At 51.3% G+C, this 17053-nt stretch carries 16 protein-coding genes; 10 read left to right on the forward strand and 6 right to left on the reverse strand.

The window, feature by feature from the left end; genetic code table 11:
- Window positions 1-42: 42 nt before the first annotated feature.
- The 8 genes from mutM to gyrB all read left to right on the forward strand — a co-directional run bounded on the left by mutM (window position 43) and on the right by gyrB (window position 9813).
- Entirely contained in the window at window positions 43-879 is an 837-nt protein-coding gene (mutM, locus tag IE181_RS01750) for a bifunctional DNA-formamidopyrimidine glycosylase/DNA-(apurinic or apyrimidinic site) lyase (RefSeq protein WP_191249835.1), read from the forward strand.
- 82 nt (window positions 880-961) lie between these two features.
- Window positions 962-1342, forward strand: coding sequence for a hypothetical protein (locus tag IE181_RS01755; protein ID WP_191249836.1), 381 nt, complete (start codon window positions 962-964; stop codon window positions 1340-1342).
- 99 nt (window positions 1343-1441) lie between these two features.
- Window positions 1442-2218: an enoyl-CoA hydratase gene (locus IE181_RS01760; protein WP_191249837.1), complete on the forward strand. Its 777-nt coding sequence runs from the start codon at window positions 1442-1444 to the stop codon at window positions 2216-2218.
- A 264-nt stretch (window positions 2219-2482) separates the two neighbouring features.
- Window positions 2483-2746, forward strand: a complete 264-nt coding sequence (gene rpsT, locus IE181_RS01765) for a 30S ribosomal protein S20 (RefSeq protein ID WP_191249838.1) — start codon at window positions 2483-2485, stop codon at window positions 2744-2746.
- A 540-nt stretch (window positions 2747-3286) separates the two neighbouring features.
- Window positions 3287-4690, forward strand: coding sequence for a chromosomal replication initiator protein DnaA (gene dnaA, locus IE181_RS01770; RefSeq protein WP_191251489.1), 1404 nt, complete (start codon window positions 3287-3289; stop codon window positions 4688-4690).
- A 286-nt stretch (window positions 4691-4976) separates the two neighbouring features.
- Window positions 4977-6092: a DNA polymerase III subunit beta gene (gene dnaN / locus IE181_RS01775; RefSeq protein ID WP_191249839.1), complete on the forward strand. Its 1116-nt coding sequence runs from the start codon at window positions 4977-4979 to the stop codon at window positions 6090-6092.
- A 91-nt stretch (window positions 6093-6183) separates the two neighbouring features.
- Window positions 6184-7365 (forward strand): DNA replication/repair protein RecF, encoded by a 1182-nt coding sequence (gene recF / locus IE181_RS01780; RefSeq protein ID WP_191249840.1) that lies wholly within the window; start codon window positions 6184-6186, stop codon window positions 7363-7365.
- A gap of 18 nt (window positions 7366-7383) precedes the next feature.
- Window positions 7384-9813 carry a DNA topoisomerase (ATP-hydrolyzing) subunit B gene (gyrB, locus tag IE181_RS01785; protein ID WP_191249841.1) on the forward strand — a complete coding sequence of 810 codons (2430 nt, stop codon included), beginning with the start codon at window positions 7384-7386 and terminating at the stop codon, window positions 9811-9813.
- A gap of 72 nt (window positions 9814-9885) precedes the next feature.
- On the opposite strand, the gene IE181_RS01790 is transcribed toward gyrB, so the two are convergent.
- The 5 genes from IE181_RS01790 to IE181_RS01810 form a co-directional block, all read right to left on the reverse strand.
- Window positions 9886-10752, reverse strand: coding sequence for a class I SAM-dependent methyltransferase (locus IE181_RS01790; protein WP_229819078.1), 867 nt, complete (start codon window positions 10750-10752; stop codon window positions 9886-9888).
- Window positions 10753-10992: 240 nt separating this feature from the next.
- Window positions 10993-11958: an Hsp33 family molecular chaperone HslO gene (locus IE181_RS01795; protein ID WP_191249842.1), complete on the reverse strand. Its 966-nt coding sequence runs from the start codon at window positions 11956-11958 to the stop codon at window positions 10993-10995.
- A gap of 31 nt (window positions 11959-11989) precedes the next feature.
- Window positions 11990-12925: an ornithine carbamoyltransferase gene (gene argF, locus IE181_RS01800; protein ID WP_191249843.1), complete on the reverse strand. Its 936-nt coding sequence runs from the start codon at window positions 12923-12925 to the stop codon at window positions 11990-11992.
- A 5-nt stretch (window positions 12926-12930) separates the two neighbouring features.
- Entirely contained in the window at window positions 12931-14136 is a 1206-nt protein-coding gene (locus IE181_RS01805; RefSeq protein WP_191249844.1) for an aspartate aminotransferase family protein, read from the reverse strand.
- A 188-nt stretch (window positions 14137-14324) separates the two neighbouring features.
- A complete protein-coding gene (locus IE181_RS01810) occupies window positions 14325-15146 on the reverse strand; it encodes an ABC transporter permease (RefSeq protein ID WP_229819080.1) in 822 nt (273 codons plus the stop codon).
- 153 nt (window positions 15147-15299) lie between these two features.
- Between IE181_RS01810 and IE181_RS01815 the strand changes: the two genes are divergently transcribed.
- Both IE181_RS01815 and IE181_RS01820 read left to right on the forward strand, forming a co-directional pair.
- Window positions 15300-15716: a GcrA family cell cycle regulator gene (locus IE181_RS01815; RefSeq protein ID WP_191249845.1), complete on the forward strand. Its 417-nt coding sequence runs from the start codon at window positions 15300-15302 to the stop codon at window positions 15714-15716.
- A gap of 134 nt (window positions 15717-15850) precedes the next feature.
- Window positions 15851-16294 (forward strand): c-type cytochrome, encoded by a 444-nt coding sequence (locus tag IE181_RS01820; RefSeq protein ID WP_191249846.1) that lies wholly within the window; start codon window positions 15851-15853, stop codon window positions 16292-16294.
- A gap of 84 nt (window positions 16295-16378) precedes the next feature.
- Here IE181_RS01820 and IE181_RS01825 read toward each other — a convergent pair whose 3' ends face one another.
- Window positions 16379-17035 carry a cytochrome b/b6 domain-containing protein gene (locus tag IE181_RS01825; protein WP_191249847.1) on the reverse strand — a complete coding sequence of 219 codons (657 nt, stop codon included), beginning with the start codon at window positions 17033-17035 and terminating at the stop codon, window positions 16379-16381.
- Window positions 17036-17053: the final 18 nt, after the last annotated feature.

The following is a 17053-nucleotide window of genomic DNA, read 5'->3' on the forward strand; positions in this document are numbered from 1 at the left end:
ATAGCAGTTTACGGGATATAAATACAAGGGGATAGCGACAAAATGCCGGAACTTCCAGAAGTAGAAACCGTTAAGGAAGGACTAGTCCCTGCGCTCGAAGGAGCTGTGTTGTCACGGGTCGAGATACGCAGGCCAAAACTTCGGTTCGACATCCCTGCCGACTTTGCAGAGAAAACATCAGGTCAGAGCGTTGAACGCCTGGAAAGACGGTCAAAATATATTCTGATACATCTGAGCAATAGCCTTGTAATCCTGCTGCATCTGGGCATGTCAGGCAGGATTCGTATCTATGGCCCGCAGGAACCACTGTCTGAGATTGGCAAACATGATCATGTCAGCTTTTACACCCAGGCAGGCCACCATATTCTGTTCACGGACCCAAGGCGGTTTGGTGTCCTGACATACTTTCAGGCACACGAGATGGAGATGCATCCACTGCTGAAAAACATCGGACCGGAGCCTCTGAGCAATGCTTTCAGCGAACAGCATCTCGCCGCGGGACTGGCCAAACGCAAATCCCCGATCAAAACAGCCCTGCTGGACCAGAAGCTGGTGGCTGGCCTTGGCAATATTTATGTCTGCGAGGCCCTTTGGCGTAGCCACATTCACCCGGAGAGAAAAGCAAACAGCCTCAGCAACACAGAAATTGCGCGTCTGTTCCCTGTGATTAAAGAAGTACTCCAGGATGCGATAAAGGCGGGCGGGTCAACCCTGAAAGACTATGCAACAACCGATGGGGAACTAGGATACTTCCAGCATCAGTTCAATGTTTATGGTCGCGAGGATGCCCCCTGTTCAAACCCAAAGTGCGGTGGTACCATCACACGCATTGTGCAGTCTAACAGGTCGACATTCTTTTGCCCGAAATGCCAGAAATAATATCGCGTTCAGGTATGGAGTATTTCATCCATGCTACAAAAGGCATCAAAACCATCTGCAACAATAGAAAGAGAGGCGCACCATGATTTCATCTGTTACAGCGACAATCCTGATGGCGCTCTTGTCACAGGATACAGGCAGCGAGCAAGTCACACCGTTTCTGCCCGGTTTCCCAGATATACCTGTACTGGAATGTTGTGCGGAAATTGACCCGGATGACCGCCTTATCTTTGATACACCCGCAGGAACAGTTGCTGAAACTCACCTGACCTCTACCGATTCGGCAGAAGCTACAATAAAGGCATATGATATTGCTCTGACAGGGCTTGGCTGGGCTTGTTCTGCGAACAAAAAAAGCCTTACTTGCCTAAGAAGCGGCTATCAACTTTCCATTAAAACGCTGAAAAATAAAAATAATTCCAGTATTCTAGCCATTGAGTCCAGCCCAGTTCGCACACCCTAGCCGACATAGTTCACAGCCTATTTAGATAAAATCCTTTGCAAATACCGGCCGTGACCGATAGGACTCTGCCAAAGTATTAACAGACTATAGGAAGTCTTTATGAGCTTTGAGACAATTCTTCTGGACAAACAGGACGGCGTTGGCCTGATCACTTTGAACAGACCTGATGCTTTAAACGCCCTGAATTCAGTACTTGTTTCTGAACTGATTTCTTGCCTCAACGATCTGCAAGCCGATGACGATATTGGCGCAATCGTTATCACAGGCAGCGAAAAGGCTTTTGCAGCCGGTGCCGACATCAAGGAAATGGCTGGCAAAACATACGCCACCGTTCTTGAAGAAGACATGTTCGGCAATGCGACCAAGGCATTTCGCGACATCCGCAAACCTGTCATTGCCGCGGTTGCTGGCTATGCCCTTGGTGGCGGCTGCGAACTTGCAATGTGCTGTGACTTTATCATCGCCGCACAGAATGCAAAATTCGGCCAGCCGGAAATCAAGCTTGGGGTAATCCCCGGCATTGGTGGCACCCAGCGCCTGACACGCCTGATCGGCAAGTCAAAGGCCATGGATATGATGCTGACGGGTCGCATGATGGATGCTGTTGAGGCGGAGCGCAGTGGTCTGGTTAGCAGAATTTTGCCAACCGAAGACATGCTTGACGGTGTTCTTGATATCGCCCGCGATATTGCGGCGCTCTCCCGTCCGTCTGTCTATCTTGCAAAAGAAGCCACGAATCGTGCACTGGAGACAACCCTTGAAGAAGGGTTATTGTTCGAACGCAGGGTTTTCCACTCTCTGTTTGCAACAGAAGACCAGAAAGAGGGTATGAATGCGTTTGTCGAAAAACGGCAACCGCAGTTCAAAAACCGCTAATCTGCACCTGATTACCCACCCATAGGGGCAGATTCACGCTCTCTTGACGTGTCAGCCCCGTAAAATGGGCGTTTTCTATGTTGACCTTGGGACAGATCAGGTCTATAGAGCGCCCTCGAATTTAATTTTTCTGCAAGCTAAATCTGGCTGGCAGAAGATAGTCCGGGACCCAACTCTTTTGAGTCATCGCCAAATATGGCGGCAAGGTTAAAGCCCGAACTTCAGATAGAAAGAGATGGCCCGTAGGCCGAAGGTAGGAATTACATGGCAAATACTATTCAAGCCAAAAAGCGTATCCGTCGTAACCAGCGTCGCGCAACTATCAACCGCAATCGCATCAGCCGCGTTCGTACATTTATCCGCGGCGTTGAAGAAGCAATTGCAGGCGGCGACAAGGCAGCAGCAACAGCAGCTCTGAAAGCAGCTCAGCCTGAAATCATGCGCGGTGCGTCTAAAGGCATTCTTCACAAGAAAACTGCTTCACGCAAAATCTCTCGTCTCGCGAAAAGCGTAAAGGCGATGGCGTAAGCTATTCGTCAGCCGATTCGCTCGGCAGACAGATAAAATTCTCAAAAACCACTCTGCTTTCAGAGTGGTTTTTTTGTGTGCACTGCACAGAGATCAGAACAAACAGTGTACCTCTAAAAAGCATCAAATCAGGCATTACTATATCTTGTGGCTAAGCCGTAACGACCCCCAAGAGAGCAAAAAGAATCATGCCAGACTGCCATGGAATCAGTTGCTAGCTCCCACCAGTGTTTGTACATTGTCCAACAGCGGCACGGTGGGCCATCCGGATATCCTTTCTTCCCTTCGCGGGAAACATCTGGAACGTACTTCAGGTTCAGGGGACCGATACGGGGGCTGGGAGTACTCCACCAAACTTATTTGACATACCGTCGGTAACGAAGAATAGGCGATTATGCATTTTCTTGGTTGATGGATTTTTGTCTGATCTGGGTCAGACACAGTATGAAGTTTGCCGGGCACTCAGAAAAATGCTGAGGCCATATAAACGGCACGACAAGGATAAAAATAAAAGTGGCAAACTCTAGGGAGGAAAACAATATGGGGGCAACAGGGAGTATCGCTGACACCTCGATCCAAAGCACGGATCCGTGGGGAAGAGTGTGCAGACGCTTCCAGAATGAGTTTGGCGACCAGGCGTATAGTACCTGGCTGGACCAGCTTGCTTATAAAGGTATTGATGGCTATGTCGCAGAACTGACCGCGCCGACCAAGTTTGTGCGCGACTGGATACAGCGTCACTACGCCCCTAGACTAAAAGACTTTTTCCTTGCCGAAGACCCAAAGGTCAAAGATTTAACTATCCGCCTGGAAACCCGTCCTGCTGTGCAGACCGCACCCGGTGCACAGTCGCCTACGGCAACAGCGGCCTCGACTTATCCTGCGCGCCCAAGACAGGCTTCTGCGCAGCAGGAGGCTGAAGGCGCATCGCTGGACCCCAAATACACCTTTGACAGCTTTGTCGTTGGCAAATCAAACGAACTGGCATACGCCGCCGCCAAACGTATCGCAACCGCGGGTGAAGTACCCTTCAATCCGCTGTTTCTTCATGGGGGCGTTGGTCTTGGCAAAACGCATCTGATGCATGCAATTGCCTGGGAAACACGTCTGAACCAACCGGAAAAACGGGTCGTGTATGTCTCGGCGGAAAAATTCATGTTTGAATTTATCGCAGCCCTGCGATTCAAAGACACCCATGCTTTCAAACAAAAGTTCCGGAATGTGGACTTGTTGATGGTCGATGATGTGCAGTTTATAGCCAACAAGGACAGCACACAGGAAGAATTTTTCCATACCTTCAACACGCTCGTCGACAACCGCTGTCAGGTAGTTATCACGGCTGATCGGTCCCCGACCGACCTTGAAGGTATTGAAGACCGCATTATCTCCCGTCTGGGATGGGGGCTGGTCGCTGATATTCACCCAACCGACTTTGAACTGCGCCTTGGCATTCTGCAGTCAAAGGCCGAACAAGCCAAAGGCGTGGACGTGCCTGTTGAAGTGCTGGAATTTCTTGCACGCAGAATTACATCCAACGTACGGGAACTTGAAGGCGCCCTGAACCGGGTTGTTGCCTATGCAACGCTTGTTGGCCGCCCTATGACCATGGATATGACACGGGACGTCCTGCAGGACTTGATCCGCGCCAACGACCGAAAACTAACTATTGATGAGATTCAGCGAACCGTCGCAGACTATTTCAATCTACGGCTGGCAGAAATGCTGTCCGAGCGGCGTGCGCGCAACATCGCCCGCCCCCGCCAGATCGCCATGTATCTATCAAAACAGCTAACCAGTCGTTCCCTACCGGAAATTGGCCGCCGTTTTGGCGGAAGGGACCACACAACAGTGATGCATGCTGTGCGCAAAGTCGAAGATTTGCGCCGTGACGATGCCCAGATTGACGACGATATCTGTCGCCTGCAGAGACTACTGGAATGCTAGTTTCAGGGGGGCAATAGCCCCCTAATTTCCAATCGGAGAGCAACCATATCCGACTCGGCAGAAACCGGCCATTTTTACCCATAAAAAAAAACGCCTTTTTCGAAGGTTTTTGTTTGGTTTCCCTGTGAAATTCGCTATTGTCTTAAAAGACATTCATGGTGCTTGTTTCTGTGTGTAATCCAATAGGAAAATCGCAACAGAGATAGCTCCATACCCGGGCGGCGCGTGGGGCGCTGTCTGCGGCGTAATCATAGACTTCAACTACTCAAGCAAGAAGATATCATCCATGAAAGTTACTATTGAACGCAATTCACTGCTGAAATCTCTGGCGCATGTTCAGTCGGTTGTCGAAAGACGCAACACGATTCCTATTCTGTCAAACGTCATGTTCGAAGCAGAAGGTAACGAGGTCGCTCTGACCGCGACGGATCTTGATATCGCAATTGTCGACCGCACCGGCGCAAATGTTGTGGATGCTGGTTCAACGACTATTCCAGCGCATACCCTGTTTGACATTGTACGTAAGCTGCCTGACGGCTCAGAAGTAGACCTGACCCTCGAAGACGGCGAACGTCTGACCGTTAAAGCCGGTCGGTCCCGCTTTACCCTTGCTTGTCTGGACCGCGAAGAATTCCCGGTCATGAACGAAGGCGACCTGCCCCACCGGTTTGCAATTGCCGCCGAAGAATTAAAGCGCCTGATCGACAAGGCCCGCTTTGCGATTTCCACCGAGGAAACCCGCTACTATCTGAACGGTATCTATCTGCATGTTGCTGACACGGAAGACGGGCCACGCCTGCGTGCTGTTGCAACGGACGGACACCGCCTGGCGCAGGTTGAGCAGGAAGTCCCTGAAGGGGCATCCGGCATTCCCGGCATCATCATTCCGCGCAAGACAGTGGCAGAAGTACGCAAGCTGATTGACGAGTTTGAAGGCGCTGTGGAAATTGCCCTGTCAGACACGAAAATTCGTTTCTCGTTCAATGGTGCAGTTATTACCTCCAAATTGATTGACGGTACATTCCCTGACTATTCCCGCGTTATTCCAAAAGGAAACGACAAGGAACTGCAGATGGATTGCCGCCTGATGGCAGAGGCCGTTGACCGGGTATCAACCATCAGCTCTGACAAAACCCGCAGCGTGAAGTTCTCGCTGGCAGATGACCTGCTGACACTATCGGTGAACAGCCCGGACAGTGGCACGGCGACAGAAGAACTATCCGCGGCCTACACTGCTGACCCAATGGATATTGGCTTCAACAGCCGCTATCTTCTGGACATTCTGGCGCAGGTAGAGGGCGAGACCGTTATTCTCCAGTTGGCAGACGCGTCTGCACCTACGGTTCTGAGCGATACAATTGACGAAGCCGCTCTGTACGTTCTGATGCCGATGCGGGTCTAAGGGACACTGATAGTCGGTCTGGACCTTGACATATTCGGCCAGAAAATTGAACGGACTGGGCTTTTGTGACGAAGGGATGCCACAGCATCAAATGCTTCAAAGTGCTAAAGCAAACCTACCCGCACCGGTAAAAATCGGCAGGCTTGTTCTGACTGATTATCGCGGATACAGCCGGGCCCAGCTTTCGGTGGACCCGGACAGCCCGCTGATTGTGCTGACGGGGCCAAACGGTGCTGGCAAAACCAATGTGCTTGAGGCAATCAGCTATCTTGCCCCCGGTCGGGGTTTGCGGGGGTCTGGACTTGGTGACATCACGCGCGCTGGCACGTCAAACGGATGGGCCGTCTCTGCGCAACTTGATATCGAAGGTGAAGCGATAAAGGTTGGCACAGGCTTTGGCCAAGTAGCAGGAAACGGCAGCCGCAGACTGGTCAAACTGGACGGCGAGACACAGAGCACGTCCAATTGTCTGGGCGAACGCTGGACAGTTAGCTGGCTAACCCCGCAGATGGACCGTCTGTTTATCGAAGGCCCGTCTTCGCGAAGACGTTTTCTTGACCGTCTGGTGATCGGGCTTTTCCCCGATCATAGTCGCCAGATTGGTGCGTACGAACGGGTTATGCGTGACCGGAACAAACTATTGTCCGAACAGGGCCTGCGTGCCGATACGGCGTGGTTGTCTGCCCTCGAAGTCAAAATGGCAGAACATGCCGTAGCAATCGCGGTTGCCCGTCTCGAATATGCCAGCCAGCTGGCCGGTAAGTTGGCAGACAATTCCGACGGTGCCGGGTCTCATTTCCCGAAAGCGGGACTGGCACTGGATGGTGAACTTGAGCAAATGCTGCAGGAAGGCATGCCGCCCGTAGAGGTGGAAGCGGCCTACAAGGATACTCTTAAGGCTGTGCGGGCGGTGGATGCCGGTGCCGGCAGATCAAGCCGCGGCGTTCACAAAAGCGATTTGCTGGTAACGCATTTAGGCAAATCCATGCCGGCAGAGTTTTGTTCGACAGGCGAGCAAAAGGCATTGTTGATCGCCTTGACGTTGGCCAATGCACGGCTGGTCGCAGACTTACGCGGCCATAGCCCTGTGTTGCTCCTGGACGAAATTGTCGCCCATCTGGATGATAAACGCCGGGCGGCACTATTTGATGCGCTAAAGGATATAGGGGGCCAGTGCTGGCTTACAGGCACTGATACTGTTTTATTTGATGCAATAAAGCAGGACGCCCAGTTTTTTAAAGTTTGTGATGGAACCATCCATCCATCCCAGTAACCATAAGGGTCTGATACAATGAGCGAAAACAACGAAATGAATACGGAAGAGTATGGCGCCGATTCGATCAAGGTTCTGAAAGGACTTGATGCAGTTCGCAAACGTCCGGGCATGTATATCGGCGATACCGAAGACGGTTCCGGTCTGCACCATATGGTTTTCGAAGTATCTGACAACGCTATTGACGAATCGCTTGCTGGTCACTGTGACCTTGTCACCATGACGCTGAACCCTGACGGTAGTTGCAGTGTCACCGATAATGGACGCGGCATCCCGGTTGATATTCATGAAGAAGAAGGGGTGTCCGCCGCCCAGGTTATCATGACCCAGTTGCACGCTGGCGGTAAATTTGACCAAAACAGCTACAAAGTCTCTGGCGGCTTGCACGGGGTGGGGGTTTCTGTTGTGAACGCCCTGTCTGATTGGCTGGAACTGCGTATCTGGCGCGACGGCAAAGAACACCATATGCGGTTTGAACGCGGCGAACCAATTGATGATCTGGTTGTTGTCGGTGAGGCTATTGGCAAAAAAGGGACCGAAGTTACCTTTATGCCGTCTCTGGAAACCTTCAAATTCATCGAATTTGATTTTGACCGCCTTGTTCACCGTTTCCGCGAACTTGCGTTCCTGAACAGTGGTGTGCGTATTCTTTTGAAAGACAAACGCCATGCGGAAACACAAGAAGTTGAGCTATATTACGAAGGCGGCATTACAGCGTTCGTGAAATATCTAGACCGCACGAAAACCAGCCTGATTGGCGACCCCATCACCATCACAGGGGAAAAAGACGGTATTACTACCGAGCTATCGCTGCAGTGGAACGATAGCTATCATGAAAATGTCTCCTGTTTTACCAACAACATCCCCCAGCGGGACGGTGGTACGCACCTGGCAGCATTCCGTGCTGCGCTGACCCGTTCGATTAACAGCTATGTGACGGAATCAGGGCTAGCGAAGAAATCAAAAGTGAATCTGTCCGGCGATGATGCACGGGAAGGCCTGACCGCAGTTCTTAGTGTGAAGGTACCTGATCCAAAATTCTCCAGCCAGACAAAAGACAAACTGGTATCAAGTGAAGTCCGCCCTGCTGTTGAGAGCCTTGTCAATGAAAAACTGGCAGAGTGGTTCGGCGAGCATCCGACAGAGGCCAAGATGATTATTCAGAAAATCATTGATGCGGCATCTGCACGCGAGGCAGCCCGAAAAGCGCGCGAGCTGACGCGCCGTAAAGGGGCTCTTGATATTGCATCGCTGCCGGGCAAGCTGGCTGATTGTCAGGAACGTGACCCAGCCCTTAGCGAACTCTTCATCGTGGAGGGCGACAGTGCGGGCGGTTCTGCAAAGCAGGGTCGTAACCGAAAAAATCAGGCCATTCTGCCCCTGCGTGGTAAAATTTTGAACGTAGAGCGCGCACGCTTTGACAGGATGCTGGCATCCAATGAAATCGGTACGCTGATCACAGCCATGGGCACGGGGATCGGACGCGACGACTTCAATATTGAAAAACTGCGGTATCATAAAATCATTATCATGACCGATGCGGACGTCGACGGCGCGCACATTCGGACACTCCTGCTGACATTCTTCTACCGTCAGATGCCCGACATTGTCGAGCGTGGCCATCTCTACATTGCGCAGCCACCGCTTTATAAAGTTGCCCGCGGCCGGTCCGAAGTTTACCTGAAGGATGACCCGGCACTGGACGAGTATCTACTGCAAATGGGCACCAATGATGTGGTTTTAACAAGTGCCGACGGTCACCAACATGCTGGTGCTGAAATTGTTCAGCTTGCAGAAGAGGCGCGAAGCATCCGCTCCGTCATGCAAAAAGTACCCGACAGCTATGATCACGGCCTGATTGAAACCGTGGCCCTGCTTGGCGGCTTTGACACAAACCTGCAAGGCGATCAGGATGCCCGCCAACAAGCAGCCGATGTGGTTGCTGCGCGCATGAATGCCATGGCGGAAAGTCTGGACGAAAAAGGATGGTCTGGCGTTGCCCTTGAAGAAGGCGGATACAGCTTTGCCCACGAAGTACGCGGTGTCATTGATAATCACCGTATCGATAGCCAGTTCATGGATAGTCAGGAAGCGCGCGGCCTCCATCAGCGGATGGCCTCTGTTCGTGCCCTCTTTGAAAAGCCAATAACAATTACCAAGAAAGAAGAAGAACACACTGTCAGCACCCCACTGGAGATGCTCACGCTTCTGCTGTCTTTCGGCAAAAAAGGCCAGTCTGTTCAGCGCTATAAGGGACTGGGCGAGATGAACCCTGACCAGCTTTGGGAAACAACGCTGGACCCGGAAGTACGGTCCCTGTTGCAGGTAAAAGTATCCCAGGCAGACACAGCCGACGAAATCTTCTCCAAGCTGATGGGGGATGTTGTCGAAGAACGGCGTAATTTCATTCAGGATAATGCCCTGAATGTTGCCAATCTGGATATTTAATCCACCTTATCAGACACACTAAGGAAGGCGGCTTATTGTAAAGCCGCCTTTATTTTTGCCTCGCGTCTACTATCAGGACGGGATACGTGCAATCACTGCAAACGTCTGGGCTGACGAATCGTCCTCCGCCACTTCTATTGAGGATGCCCGGCCGCCGGTTAGATATTTTTCATCGACTGTAATATCCGTAAAGCCATTCGCCAAAAGTTCGTCCCCAATCATTTGGGGCGTGAAATATCGCAGCCAGTTAAAGATACGAAATGTCCGCCTTTCTTCCACCACGGTATAAGCATCCAGACTGACAAAATCAGCTGCATATTTGTGCCGGCAGTGAATGGCATAATAAGGGTTTTCTGACCAGAAGCCTGCCATCATATTAAAATCCAGATCACACCCTTCGGTATATGCAGAGAAGGCAGACATATGCATCACATCCACTATAAACATGCCGCCGGGGACCAAAGACCTTCTGACATTTGTATAAAGATGTTGTCGCTGCGCCGGGGACAAAACGCATAAATCACAGTAAATAAGCGTAACGATATCCTGACGGTCAGGCAAAGAACCTTCCAGATAATCTGCAACATCGTACCTGATGGATTGCTTTGCAGTTGCTGCCTTTTCACGGGCATATCCAATGGAATGGGATGAGAAGTCTACGCCGTGCACTATTGCTCCGCGCTCGGCAAACTGGCTGGCATAAAGACCCGGCCCGCATCCAAGGTCCAGGAGACGACGTCCCTCCAACCCCGCATGGTCATCAATCCAGTCGGTAATATGTCCTATTGTTTCAAGTCGTCTGGATGCCAGATCAGTTTCCTGACTAAGGTGGTACGCCAGCATTTGTTTTGATATATGCGGCGAAGTCCAGAGTTCCTTAGCCGTGTACCGTGCGTAAAGATCAGGGCGGGTGGTATATTCTTGTAGTTTTCTAAACATAGTTTTTCCGTAAACGAGCTGGTGCACAGCACACCTTTGCCGTTTTTCATCATTAGGTATTGGAAAGAAAAAGAGAGAAGCCCAGGACACGACAGAAGCCCCTGAGACACCAGTGGTATCAGTGGTACTATCTGCCTGCGGGGCACGTATGTTAAATACTAAAGAATTCGCGCTTGTCGTACCACGAAAGAACGATACGCACAATATAGAACCGGTACTCTCAGTTTCTCAGAGTATAGCCTATGATCTGGCCTCTTTGCCCAGTGCCCGCACTTCATCAGGGGCAAAATCGTAGGTCGTATTACAGAACTGACAATTCACGCTGATTTTTCCGTCTACTGTTGCATGATCAATGTCATCGTCACTTAGGGTTACGAGGACTTGTTCTAACTTTTCACGGCTGCACCGGCAGCCCATTTCAACACGCATAGGGTCAAAAACCCGAACGCCATCTTCGTTGAACAGACGGTACAGAAGCTGGTCCAGGTCCAGGGATGGGTCTACCAGTTCTTCTGTTTTTACACTGTGCATCAGGATGGCAGCGCGGTTCCATTCTTCCTCGGTCTCGCGCTCCAAAATCCGTTCCTGCCCAGCTTCGCCGCGGGAAAGATGCTGTACCATTATGCCGCCGGACCGCCAGTTTCCAGTGACCGGATCCCGGCCACAGATCAATCTGATTTCTGTGGGCGTTTGTTCTGAATTTACGAAATATTCCCGGGCAACCTCGGCAACCGTCTCCCCTTTCAGATCAACAATCCCCTGATACCGGTCCATATCCGCACCCTGATCAATGGTCAGCGCCATATAGCCCTTTTTGTTGCCGATCAAACCATGAAAGCTGGGGTTTTTACCGTACTGCTTGAGCTTGTCTTCATCAACAGACGCATAGCCGCGCAGGCTGGCTTTGCCGCCCTCCGTAGATTCGTAATCAGCCACCAACATCGGCACAGCGCCGTCAGACTTCGTCTGGATCGTGACAATGCCGTCAAATTTCATCATCGACCCCAGAAGTGCCGCAAGTGTCAACACTTCGCCCAGAATACGGGCGACTGGCTCGGGATACTTATGTGCATCGAGAATTTTGTGAACCGTAGTTCCCATCCGAACGGCACGGCCCCGCACATCCATCCCTTCAATTGCAAAGGGACGGACTTCATTATCGCGGCTAAATGCCGGATCACTGATCACGATGGAGTTGTCGGTCATTGCACTGCTATCCTGCTGGTTTGTGCTGTATTTATATCTTACCCAAACACCATGCAAGAACTGCTTTTTGCGCATGCAGGCGGTTTTCTGCTTCGTCCCAGATTACTGACTGCGAACCATCGATTACATCGGTCGTCACTTCTTCTTCCCGGTGTGCCGGCAAACAGTGCATAAAGAGCGCATCCGCCGCCGCCAGCGCCATCAGGTCTGCATTCACCTGATACGGTGCAAGGTTTTTATGACGCTCCTCAGCGTCTTTGTCTCCCATGGAAACCCACGTGTCGGTAACAATACAGTCTGCGCCCGTAGCTGCCTCTTTCGGATCAGTCGTATAGCGAACCTTACCGCCCTCTGACGCAGCCCATGCAAGTACATCCGCGTCAGGCGCGTATATCTCAGGGCATGCAAGAACCAGTTCAAAGTCGAACCGTACTGCCGCTTCGATAAGAGACGTTGCAACGTTATTTCCGTCGCCGACCCAAGCAAATTTTTTGCCCGCAACCGAGCCACGATGCTCTTCATACGTAAGAATATCTGCCATCAATTGGCATGGATGTGACCGGTCCGTCAGGGCATTGATTACAGGGACAGTCCCCTCCTCAGCCAGTTCAACCACTGCATCATGGCTGTTGGCACGGATCATAATCGCATCCACCATCCGGCTAAGCACCTTTGCCGTATCGGAAACCGTTTCCCCGCGGCCAAGCTGCATACTGTCACTTTGAAGGATCAGACTGCTGCCGCCAAGTTGCTGCATCCCCATCTCGAAACTGATACGGGTCCGTGTTGATGATTTCTCAAAAATCATTGCGAGCGCATGACCAGTAAGCGGTGCACCTGTATCGAGTGCCCCTTTCGGACGCCCCTGACGGGCCTGCTTCCAGCTTTTCGCCGTATCAAGAATATGCCGCAGTTCCTCAGAAGTCAGGTCTTTGAGGTCAAGAAAGTGTCTTACTGTTTGTGTCATTTTACTTATCCGGTTGGGGCCCCATTACTCTGCCAATCGGCAAAGGCCTTATCTAGAATTTCCATTGCATCGTCGATGTCTGTTTCTGTCAGAATCAGCGGCGGCAACATACGAATTACATTCTCACCTGCAGGCGCAGCGCATAGACCACGTGATACCAGATCAGGTACAGCCAGACGCGGTTCAATGTCGGGGGTTCTGATACCAACCATCAACCCTGTGCCGCGAACCTCGGCAATCATATCCGGGTAGCGCTGTTGCAAGGCGCCAAGGCGCCCAAGAAGAAGCGACGACATTTCCTGCACATGGTCAAGGAAGCCGGGCTTCAACATTTCATCAAGAACCGCATTACCAACCGCCATCGCCAGCGGGTTGCCGCCGTAGGTAGTTCCGTGGGTGCCGGCTGTCATGCCACTTGCAGCTTCCTTGGTCGCCAGACAAGCTCCCATTGGGAAGCCGCCGCCAATACCCTTGGCACAGGTCACAATGTCCGGGGTAATGTCGGCCCATTCATAGGCAAAAAGCTTACCCGTGCGGCCCATACCACACTGAATTTCATCAAATACGAGCAACAGGCCATGGTCGTCACAAATTTGACGCAGGGCCCTCAGTGTTTCAACAGGTAACGGGCGAATACCGCCTTCACCCTGTACCGTTTCAACCATTATGGCGCCGGTATTGGGACCAATCGCAGCCTTCACCGCATCCAGATCGCCGAAAGGTACTACATCAAATCCGTCTGGCAGGGGTTCAAACCCCTTGGTAAGCTTTTCCTGACCGGCCGCAGCAATCCCCGCCAGCGTTCTGCCGTGGAAAGCAGAGGCCATGGTAACCATCCGGTATTTACCTTTGTCACCTTTATCATTGTGGTACTTGCGGACCATCTTGATGGCACATTCAATCGATTCTGCGCCAGAATTGGTGAAAAAGACATAATCAGCAAATGTTACATCCGCCAAACGCGCTGCCAGTCTTTCCCCTTCCGGAATTTGGTAAAGATTTGACACATGCCAGAGTTTTTCAGCCTGATTCTTGAGAGCATTGACCAGCGTAGGATGAGAATGCCCCAGACACATAACACCGATCCCGGAATAGAAATCCAGATACGATTTACCATCACCATCGAACAGACGCATGCCTTCCCCGCGCTCAAAGGCAACAGGCATTCTGCGGTAGGTTGGCAGCATTGCTGATTCAGGGTTGGACGACATCTTCTGGCTCCCTATATAAAGACGGTCTTATTGCGTAAGTACCTGTGTGAAAAAGGCCAGCCGGCGTGCACTTAACACACCGGCTTATTCCTTGAATTGAAAGCGAGGATGCCCCTACGGCAACAGCAAGTCAATTGCCTGAACAGAAAATTTTCTACCCCCGGGAAGTGACTTATCCTTTCGGTCCATCAAGCCTTCAACCGGTACCCTTTTTTGAAGACGAAATAGACAGCGAACATCAGGATAATATTCAGAACAAGGGTGAAGGTAACACCTACCATCAAATCACTGTCTGCCCGCCCAATCAGCCCGTAGCGAAACCCGTCAATCAGATAAAAGAACGGGTTCAGGTGCGAGAAAAACTGCCAGCTTTCACTCAGACGGCTAATGGAATAAAAAGTCCCAGACAAAAGGCTTAGCGGGGCAATGATGAAATTTGTTACGAAAGCGGAATGATCAAACTTTTCCGCCCATACGCCTGTCAGAATACCCGCCAGTGACAGCATCATGCTTGCCGCCAGGCCGTAATAAATAACGGCCCACAAATGCGCAATCGACATGTCAACGCCCGGCATCAGGATAAAGGCGATACCAACAGACAGCCCCACAAGAATACCGCGCGTGATACCCCCGACTGCAAACCCGGCTGTTAGTTCCAGCGCACTAAGCGGCGGCATGAGCGTATCAACGATATTGCCCTGTACCTTTGCGATCAATATGGACGAGGATGTATTGGCAAACGCATTCTGCAAAATAGCCATCACAATCAGGCCCGGCGCCAGGAACTGAGCATACGGCATATCCGCGACCATTCTGCCCTGCCCGCCAAGCGCCAGAGAGAAAATCACCATAAAAAGCACTGTCGTCACCGCTGGGGCCGCAAGTGTCTGTGCCCACACCTTCATGAAACGGCGGCACTCTTTCAAATAGAGAGTGTATAAACCAAGCCAGTTCACCGTACCGATTGACCGGCCAGGTAGTTGCTGGGCGTTCTTGAAAGTATCTGACACGTGCTAATCTCCGTAAAAATGAAATGCTGCCGACGGGCTATTTCTATAATAAATTACAAGAGTCCTTGGCAAGGACCCCCTTGGAGCGATATAAACAGAAAAATTCTGCGGCGGGTAGCCCGGAAGTATAAAGAATATGTGAAGGATGGGAAAATGGCCTGGACTGATGAAAGAATTGAAAAGCTGAAGGAGCTGTGGGACAGCGGACTTAGCGCCAGCCAAATTGCAAAAGAACTGGCCGAAGGTGTGACCCGTAATGCCGTGATCGGCAAGGCACATCGTTTGGGCCTGAAATCACGCCCATCGCCGGTAAAGTCCGATAAAACCAAGCCAAAAGCGGCCCCGAAGAAGGTTGTTAAGAAGGAAACCAGCAAGTTTGTCACCCTTCTTGACCTGACAGACCGCATGTGCAAGTGGCCACATGGTCACCCCGGTGACGATGACTTCCACTTCTGCGGAAAGTCTTCTGAGCCAGGCATGCCTTACTGTGCTGCACACTGTGCTGAGGCCTATCAGGCACAGCCACCGCGCCGTGACCGCAGACAGCAACAGCGCGCACCGATTCGCTAATTTTCAGAGTCGCGACGCGTATGAATCGGTTGCGACTCGAACTGATCACAAAAAATCTATTTTCGAATTCTTGCCTTAATCAGCTCATAGGATACAGTTCGAAATATTTTCAAACATTAATGGGGAAGCATCTAATGAAATCTAAAACCTTGTCTCTTTTGGTTGCCACTTCTGTACTTGCTGGCATTTCCACTGCATCTATTGCCCAGGAAAAGAAAGATCCAACGCTGGCATACCGCCATCATGCTATGGAACTGATTAAGGATGCTGCTGGATCGCTCGTCGCGATTATGAAGGGTGAAGGCAATGCAGCAGATTTCGAAGTACACGCCAAAGTCTTAGCTGCAAGCGCACACGGCTCCAAATGGGCTTTTGAGCAAAAAGTTGCTGGCGGTGAGACTAAAGACGCCGCTTGGAAAAACTGGGATGATTTTTCCTCAAAGCTGGACGAATTTGTTGTAAGCGCGGACGCTTTACACGCCGCATCTGACGGTGATATGGCAGCTAAAGCAGCGGCGTTTAAAAGCACAATGTCCACGTGCAAGGCTTGCCACGACGATTACCGCGAAGAACACTAAGATCGCGCAGGCATTTAGCTAATACTGCAAAACAAAAGGGGCCCAGTGGCCCCTTTTTTCATGTCAGTTGCACACTTATATCACCTAGAAAACAGACAAACACACCCCGCTTCCGACCACAAGTAACAGGATAAAAGCAAGTATCTGTGACCGGACCACAGGCTGGTCCTCTGTATCAGGTTTGTACGCCCGACCGGTTATCATTGGCCGCACCAGGTCCACCCGCTTCAAAAGCGCATAGACCATAATCATCACTACATGAAAAATGGTAAAACCGATCAGAAACAGGCCCAGCAATTCATGAATTTCTGTTGCGCGGTTAGATAGGGATCCGTCAACAGCGCTAACCAGCGGCCCTTCGAAAAACATATCATCCGACGAAAAAAGCCCCAGAACCGGCTGGATAAGCAACAGAACCAGCATCAAGATAACTGCATAGCCCCCCAAAGGATTGTGCCCCACTTCTGAATAGGGTTCCCGGCGCACCAGCGACCCAAACGCGCGTATGGCTGCGGCTGGTGATTTCACAAAATGAGAAAAGCGGGCTGTGTCACTGCCAATCAGACCCCAAATAATCCGCCAGGAAATCAGGATCAGAACGGCTATGCCAGAATAAAGATGCATGTCCGCATACATGCCAAACTTATCCTCAAACGCCGAATAGGCCGCCAGAACGAAGGCTACCACTAACGACCAGTGAAACAGCCGTGTCGCCAGATCCCATATCTTTATTTTACGCATAATACCCCCTAGGTGGAA

Origin of the sequence: Kordiimonas sediminis, from assembly GCF_014656395.1 — a bacterium.
GTDB classification, from domain to species: Bacteria; Pseudomonadota; Alphaproteobacteria; order Sphingomonadales; family Kordiimonadaceae; genus Kordiimonas_A; species Kordiimonas_A sediminis.

Coding starts and splice junctions, on each gene's coding strand:
- mutM (WP_191249835.1), top strand. CDS start 43: ATGCCGGAACTTCCAGAAGTAGAAACCGTTAAGGAAGGACTAGTCCCT.
- IE181_RS01755 (WP_191249836.1), top strand. CDS start 962: ATGATTTCATCTGTTACAGCGACAATCCTGATGGCGCTCTTGTCACAG.
- IE181_RS01760 (WP_191249837.1), top strand. CDS start 1,442: ATGAGCTTTGAGACAATTCTTCTGGACAAACAGGACGGCGTTGGCCTG.
- rpsT (WP_191249838.1), top strand. CDS start 2,483: ATGGCAAATACTATTCAAGCCAAAAAGCGTATCCGTCGTAACCAGCGT.
- dnaA (WP_191251489.1), top strand. CDS start 3,287: ATGGGGGCAACAGGGAGTATCGCTGACACCTCGATCCAAAGCACGGAT.
- dnaN (WP_191249839.1), top strand. CDS start 4,977: ATGAAAGTTACTATTGAACGCAATTCACTGCTGAAATCTCTGGCGCAT.
- recF (WP_191249840.1), top strand. CDS start 6,184: ATGCTTCAAAGTGCTAAAGCAAACCTACCCGCACCGGTAAAAATCGGC.
- gyrB (WP_191249841.1), top strand. CDS start 7,384: ATGAGCGAAAACAACGAAATGAATACGGAAGAGTATGGCGCCGATTCG.
- IE181_RS01790 (WP_229819078.1), bottom strand. CDS start 10,752: ATGTTTAGAAAACTACAAGAATATACCACCCGCCCTGATCTTTACGCA.
- IE181_RS01795 (WP_191249842.1), bottom strand. CDS start 11,958: ATGACCGACAACTCCATCGTGATCAGTGATCCGGCATTTAGCCGCGAT.
- argF (WP_191249843.1), bottom strand. CDS start 12,925: ATGACACAAACAGTAAGACACTTTCTTGACCTCAAAGACCTGACTTCT.
- IE181_RS01805 (WP_191249844.1), bottom strand. CDS start 14,136: ATGTCGTCCAACCCTGAATCAGCAATGCTGCCAACCTACCGCAGAATG.
- IE181_RS01815 (WP_191249845.1), top strand. CDS start 15,300: ATGGCCTGGACTGATGAAAGAATTGAAAAGCTGAAGGAGCTGTGGGAC.
- IE181_RS01820 (WP_191249846.1), top strand. CDS start 15,851: ATGAAATCTAAAACCTTGTCTCTTTTGGTTGCCACTTCTGTACTTGCT.
- IE181_RS01825 (WP_191249847.1), bottom strand. CDS start 17,035: ATGCGTAAAATAAAGATATGGGATCTGGCGACACGGCTGTTTCACTGG.